This is a genomic window from Arenibacter algicola (assembly GCF_018860365.1).
Lineage (GTDB): Bacteria > Bacteroidota > Bacteroidia > Flavobacteriales > Flavobacteriaceae > Arenibacter > Arenibacter algicola_B.
The window spans coordinates 89,591-95,804 of the sequence record NZ_JAHKPO010000011.1 but is presented as its reverse complement, the minus strand read 5'-3'; the positions used below and the strand labels follow the sequence as shown (position 1 = coordinate 95,804).

Annotated in this window: 9 protein-coding genes; 5 read left to right on the top strand and 4 right to left on the bottom strand. The window is 37.0% G+C overall.

From position 1 onward, the window contains the following. Positions 1 to 428: 428 nt before the first annotated feature. Entirely contained in the window at positions 429 to 620 is a 192-nt protein-coding gene (locus tag KO529_RS08710) for a cold-shock protein (RefSeq protein ID WP_026812084.1), read from the bottom strand. Positions 621 to 970: 350 nt separating this feature from the next. Continuing rightward, positions 971 to 1,609 carry a peroxiredoxin gene (locus KO529_RS08705; RefSeq protein WP_215947527.1) on the bottom strand — a complete coding sequence of 213 codons (639 nt, stop codon included), beginning with the start codon at positions 1,607 to 1,609 and terminating at the stop codon, positions 971 to 973. Positions 1,610 to 1,884: 275 nt separating this feature from the next. On the opposite strand from KO529_RS08705, the gene KO529_RS08700 reads away from it, so the two are divergent. Beyond that, a complete protein-coding gene (locus KO529_RS08700) occupies positions 1,885 to 2,436 on the top strand; it encodes a YfiT family bacillithiol transferase (RefSeq protein WP_215947526.1) in 552 nt (183 codons plus the stop codon). Between the two features lie 75 nt (positions 2,437 to 2,511). Here the strand turns inward: KO529_RS08700 and KO529_RS08695 are convergent, their stop codons facing one another. Beyond that, on the bottom strand, positions 2,512 to 3,069 hold the full coding sequence (locus KO529_RS08695; RefSeq protein WP_215947525.1) for a thioredoxin family protein: 558 nt from the start codon (positions 3,067 to 3,069) through the stop codon (positions 2,512 to 2,514). Positions 3,070 to 3,282: 213 nt separating this feature from the next. On the opposite strand from KO529_RS08695, the gene KO529_RS08690 reads away from it, so the two are divergent. From KO529_RS08690 to KO529_RS08675, 4 genes are read left to right on the top strand one after another with little or no spacing between them, the layout of a single operon-like run. Next, complete coding sequence (locus tag KO529_RS08690) at positions 3,283 to 3,456, top strand: hypothetical protein (RefSeq protein ID WP_215947524.1); 174 nt, start codon at positions 3,283 to 3,285, stop codon at positions 3,454 to 3,456. Continuing rightward, positions 3,453 to 3,791 (top strand): tRNA-binding protein, encoded by a 339-nt coding sequence (locus KO529_RS08685; protein ID WP_215947523.1) that lies wholly within the window; start codon positions 3,453 to 3,455, stop codon positions 3,789 to 3,791. Before KO529_RS08690 ends, KO529_RS08685 begins: the two co-directional genes overlap by 4 nt. Beyond that, entirely contained in the window at positions 3,772 to 4,716 is a 945-nt protein-coding gene (locus KO529_RS08680) for a bile acid:sodium symporter family protein (RefSeq protein WP_215947522.1), read from the top strand. The genes KO529_RS08685 and KO529_RS08680 overlap by 20 nt, the downstream gene beginning before the upstream one ends. Continuing rightward, a complete protein-coding gene (locus KO529_RS08675) occupies positions 4,713 to 5,765 on the top strand; it encodes a lysophospholipid acyltransferase family protein (protein ID WP_215947521.1) in 1,053 nt (350 codons plus the stop codon). Before KO529_RS08680 ends, KO529_RS08675 begins: the two co-directional genes overlap by 4 nt. A gap of 67 nt (positions 5,766 to 5,832) precedes the next feature. Here the strand turns inward: KO529_RS08675 and KO529_RS08670 are convergent, their stop codons facing one another. Beyond that, on the bottom strand, positions 5,833 to 6,204 hold the full coding sequence (locus KO529_RS08670; RefSeq protein WP_215947520.1) for a PUR family DNA/RNA-binding protein: 372 nt from the start codon (positions 6,202 to 6,204) through the stop codon (positions 5,833 to 5,835). Between the last annotated feature and the right edge of the window lie 10 nt (positions 6,205 to 6,214).

The window sequence follows — 6,214 nt, the reverse complement described above, 5'->3', positions numbered from 1 at the left end:
CCTATTTTAGGACGACTCAGGCTTCGGAAAATTTAGAGCCGACAAATGTATTCAACCCCATTGTGCATACTATGAAGCTAAGCCAGAAGAGTTAAAATCGAAATTGCTTTCTACCTTTTGGTTCTATTTAGGCTTAATACTAAAAGCGCTATGTTTATTACCAACAAGGACAGAAGAATGGTGAAAAAAGTGGTCATACCAAAGTTATTTATAATGGTGTATATTAAGTGTTTATAGGGAAGATGATAAAATAGTGGAAAGGTTGCGTAAAAAATATAAATATTACTTTTTGTTGTGAAAATTCTGGCAAACTTGGATTTTAAAGATGTAGTTATAAAGGAGGGATATTTTTATTTTCACCAAAGTCCAATAAAAAACCCATCCGTTAGGATGGGCTCTATTTTCTAAAAAAAATTGTACCGTAATTATTAAATCACTTTTACATTTACTGCGTTCAATCCTTTTTTACCTTGTTGTAATTCAAATTCTACAACATCACCTTCGCGAATTTCGTCGATTAAACCAGAAATGTGTACAAAGTGATCTTCGCTTGAGCCTTCTTCAGTGATAAATCCGAAACCTTTGGAGTCATTGAAGAATTTTACTGTTCCTTTATTCATTATAAAAAATTAAAAAAATTAAATTAGCTGCCAAGATAATGTTTTATTATTTAACTACATGATTTTTTGATAGTTATATTTTTTTTCAGAGGGTCCTGATGCATTATTGAAAAAGTAAACAAGTGGCTAATCAACTGTGCGTTAATGGTCTTGGTCTAATTTTTTTCTATTCACTATTATTTCTTTGTTCTGCCTATTCTTTTAAAAGGCATAGGAGATAATTAATCCTTGGCGTACCCTGTAATTTATTTTTAGTGAGATTAGGATGTATTTACTACTAAAACAAAAAGTCTTCCGTATTAGGGAAGACTCCATGATTTGTTACTACCGATAATTATGAAATAAATTATTTAAAGGTTCGGCTGTGGGGTCATCCTTAAATACGGCTTAATTTCTTCAACGCCTTTGGTGAATATTTTTTTGGCATCTTCTGTATTTATGGCTGGACTTACTACAACCCTATCCCCATTTTCCCAGTTTGCAGGAGTGGCTACTTTGTGGTAAGCCGTTAATTGTAATGAATCTATTACCCTAAGCAATTCATGAAAATTACGTCCTGTAGAGGCAGGATAGGTAATTATTAGTTTTACCGTTTTGTCTGGAGCTATGATGTAAACCGAACGCACGGTTAAACTGTCGTTCGCATTAGGATGTATCATGTCGTAAAGGGTAGAGACCTTTTTGTCCTCGTCGGCAATAATGGGGAAATTAACCGTGGTATGCTGGGTCTCATTAATATCCTTGATCCATTCACCATGAGATGCTACCCCATCAACGCTAAGTGCCAACATTTTTACATTTCGTTTGTCGAACTCACTTTTAAATTTTGCAGCTGTTCCCAACTCGGTTGTACATACTGGGGTAAAATCCGCCGGATGTGAAAATAAAATTCCCCATCCATCACCTAAATAATCATATAAATTGATCATTCCCATTGAACTATCTGCTGTAAAATCAGGGGCTATGTCGCCCAATCGTATTGTTGCCATATTTTATATGCTTTAGTTATAATTTTATTATCCTATAAAATTAGTAGATTATATTGGAACCAACTTTTTTAAAAGGTTAAAAATCTATTAAAATTTAAAAAAAAACATGTGATTTTTGGAATTTATTTAAACTGAATTCATTTTCATTAGGCCAAGTAATCCAATGGTTAACCATTCTCCCGAATCAAATAATAGTAGGGTAAAATCTTAAAATAGAGCAGTATTATTTATTGGGTTTGCTATTAATATTCATTATACTTCTTTAATTTTATACTATGGAAGAAAGAACCTTAGAAGAATTGAAATATCCCATTGGCCATTTCGTATTTCCGAAGATGGTAAGTGATGTGACAATGTCCGATTGGATCTCCGAATTGGAGGCATTGCCTACCCGTTTGGAGGACTTGGTAGTTCATCTAAGCGATCAACAATTAAATACACCTTATCGTCCTGGTGGTTGGACCATTAGGCAGGTGGTGCATCATATTGCAGATAGCCATCACAATAGTTATATCAGATTCAAATGGGCTTTGACCGAGGATAGACCTGTGATTAAAGCCTATGATGAGAAGGAATGGAGTAAGCTATTTGATGCCAATAGTGCACCAGTAGTCCTTTCCTTAAATTATCTTAAGGCACTACATGCAAAATTGGTATATCTCTTAAAAGGTTTGTCCAAGGAAGATTTGGAAAGGGTATTCATTCATCCCGATGGTAATGTGGCCGTAAGCCTTTTGGAAAATATAGGAAAATACGCTTGGCATGGCAATCATCATTTGGCACACATAGAAGGTATTCTTGATCGTAAGGGTTGGAATTGTCCATAGTTCTTCGCTAAGGAATTCCTTAGAACAGCAATAGGCTTACCTAATAGATTAAAGCAAAAATGTAGTTCAATACTATTATTTTTTCCACTTAATATTGCAGCCCATACTCGGTTTTTGTTTTTCATTTATTTTCTTTCCGGCAAGAAGGGTATCCATGGCTGTTTTTAGGTCCTCGCCGGTAACGGGAATGCCATTTCCTGGTCGGGAGTTGTCAAACTGTCCTCGGTACACTAGCTTTAAATTGGCATCGAATAAATAGAAATCAGGAGTGCATGCCGCATCATACGCTTTGGCCACCTCTTGGCTCTCATCATACAGATAGGGAAAAGTATACTTCTGTTCTATACTGATCAATTTCATTAAATGCGGTGCATCTTGAGGATAGTTTTCCACGTCGTTGCTGGAAATTGCTATAAATGAAATATCTTTAGGTTGATATTCCACTGCGGTTTTGGCGATTTCGGCGTTTAAATGCTTAACAAAAGGGCAGTGATTGCAGATGAACATAATTACGGTACCCTTGGCCCCTTTCAGGTCTTGTAGGCTTACTTGTTTGTCCGAAGTGGTATCGAGCAGTTTAAAGTTGGGAGCTTCTGTGCCCAAAGGTAGCATGTTACTGGGTGTATTGGCCATGACTTTAATGTTTTGAAAATAGGTCTTATACAAAGTTAATGGAAATGGTAGATACTTTTATGTAGATCAAGCATTAGTTATTTTGTGTTAAAACATGAATTGTAGAAAAGGATAAGTGCGTTGGAAATATTGAAGGAGGGCAAAACCGATCATAAAAAAGCAGCTTACATGTATGGCCTAAAGGTAATATGGGATAGAAAATAAAAATTAGGGATGTTTTATGGAGCAGATGATTTTAATGTGATTCCCTATGACGGACATGAAGGAATGAGCGATCCGAATTATGTTAGGGTACATTATGTGGTTCATACTTTTGACCGGCGCCAAAAGAACCTACGCCTTAAATTTTCCAGTGATATAATTGATAAACTCAGAATTGTTAGATGAACGAAACTATTACTTGGCCCGATTTTTCCAAAATAGATATGAGAGTGGGCACTATTATTGAAATTAAAGATTTTCCAGAGGCTAGGAAGCCAGCCTACCAGATACATGTAGATTTTGGTAAGAAGATAGGGGTTAGGAAAACATCGGCCCAAATTACGCAAAGGTACTCTAAAGATGAACTTTTGGGGAAGCAGATAATTGCCGTGGTTAATTTTCCTAAAAAGCAAATTGCAAATTTTATGAGCGAATGTCTTATATTAGGGGCTGTTGATGGATCCGATGTAATATTGTTACGTCCGGAAGCCGAAGTTGACAATGGACTTAAAATTTCATAACTTTTTGGTAACTACCCCCCTCGATAAGATACATATAGACTTTAACGAACAATCACTTTGGGTGCTTAACGTGGCTTTGGCCTTGGTGATGTTCGGTATAGCACTGGATATATCCATAGATGACTTTAGGCGTTTGGCAAGAAATCCAAAAGCTCTTTTTGTAGGTGTTTTGAGCCAGTTTATTTTATTGCCGGCGGTAACCTTTGTTCTGGTTTTGCTAGTGGAGCCCTTGCCCAGTATTGCACTGGGTATGTTTATGGTCGCCGCTTGTCCCGGGGGTAATATTTCTAATTTTATTACACACTTGGCCAGGGGAAATACGGCTTTGTCCGTTAGCTTAACAGCTGTAGCTACCTTATTGGCAGTGGTGATGACCCCTTTGAACCTTCAATTATGGGGGGCATTATATGGCCCTACCGCTTCAATCCTTAAAGATGTTGCCATTGACCCTTCTGCTATGATCAAACTGGTGGCGTTACTCTTGGGGTTGCCACTAATTTTGGGCATGTGGATAAACCATATCAGGCCAAAATTTGCGTTCAAAATAGCCAAAGTTTTAAAGGTACTTTCCCTGGTGTTTTTTGTAACCCTTATTTTTATTGCATTATATGACAATAGGGATATTTTTATGGAATATGTGCTCTATGTATTCTGGATAGTAGTTATGCATAACCTCTTGGCTTTTGCTACGGGCTATTCGGTGGCTAAATTTTTAGGGCTTTCCCAAATGGATAAAAGAACAATTGGCATAGAAACCGGGATTCAGAATTCAGGCCTGGGACTCTTGTTGATATTTACTTTTTTTGACGGAATGGGGGGGATGGCTCTTCTGGCTGCTTTTTGGGGTATATGGCACTTGATATCTGGTTTGGCGATAGCTACGTTTTGGGGGTATTTTCCAATTGATAAAGAAGAACTTGTTTGAGAAGAATAGGATATCTTGTTATTTGGGTTTGGATGCGTTTGGCATTGACTTTCTATTTTTCCAAAATAAAAATTGAAGGGTTGCACAATGTGCCTTCGGGTAAACCCATTATGTTTTTGGCAAATCATCAAAATGCTTTGCTTGATGCCTTATTGATAGCAACCCATTGCAGTCGGAAGCCTTATTTTTTAACTAGGTCCGATGTATTTAAGACGGTGTTGTTGAAAGTGTTTTTCGAGTTTTTACAGATGATTCCCGTGTATAGGATTAGGGACGGTAAGGATTCCTTGGCGAGAAATAACGCCATTTTTAAACGTTGCTCCGAACTGCTGCAAGGGGCTGAGGCCATACTTGTTTTTCCAGAGGGGAACCATTCTTTAAAACGTCGGGTCCGACCATTGAGTAAAGGATTTACCCGTATTTTATTTCTGGCTTTGGAAAACAATCCGTCATTGGATATAGGTATTGTTCCCATTGGAGTAAATTATGCCAATGCCGCAAAGTTTCCGGATAAGGCCGCACTACATTATGGTAAAGAGATAAGGGTCCAGGAATTTTTTGACAAAGAGGATTTATCAGGATCGGCAAGCAGACTGAAGTCGGAAGTGTATCATCACATAACAAAGCTTACCACCCATATTGAAGGGGAAGCAGGTTATGAGGATACAGTGCGTAAATTGGATAACGCCAAGGTGGATTATTTGGATCCTGTGGAGGTAAATCTAATTTTGGAAAAAGGAGCTTCACCAGATCATAAAGCATTTGGACAAGAAAAAGTTGAGCTAAAGAAGTACATTTTTAGAGGGGTATTTTTTATTTTGAATTTTCCTATGACCATTTTATGGTCAAAGTTCATTAAACCAAAGGTAAGCGAACCGGAATTTTTGAGTACAACCCGATTTATGTTTGCTTTATTGTTTTATCCCTTCTTTTATCTTCTAATGATATTGGGTGTGCTAACGTTCCTCAATTGGCCAGCTACCTTAACTATCTGCATTGCCCATTTAACATTAAACGTCGTCCTGGTTAAATTGTGGAGGGAAGGCTGAAACAGGGTAAAAATAAAAACGGCCCCTATTTACAGGGACCGTGATGTTTTTAAAAAAAATAAGTCGATTATATATCGTCAAAGCTTACATCTGTAAAACTATCCGTAGAACTGATAGATCCATTTTCTTCAGAATCTTCCTTCTTGAAATCTTTTTGGTGACGTTCGGAAATAACCTCTGAACCTTTTTCATCGATAATGTAATTCATCATCTCATCCAAATTCTCCTTAAAGGCGGTAAAGTCTTCTTTGTACAAATAAATCTTGTGTTTTTTATAATGAAAAGAACCATCATCATGGGTGAACTTTTTGCTTTCAGTAACAGTTAAGTAGTAATCTCCTGCCTTTGTGCTTCTAACATCGAAAAAATAAGTTCTTCTTCCTGCTCTTAAAACTTTAGAATAAATTTCTTCTTGGTCCATTAAATCTTTATCGCTCATTTCGTCTAGT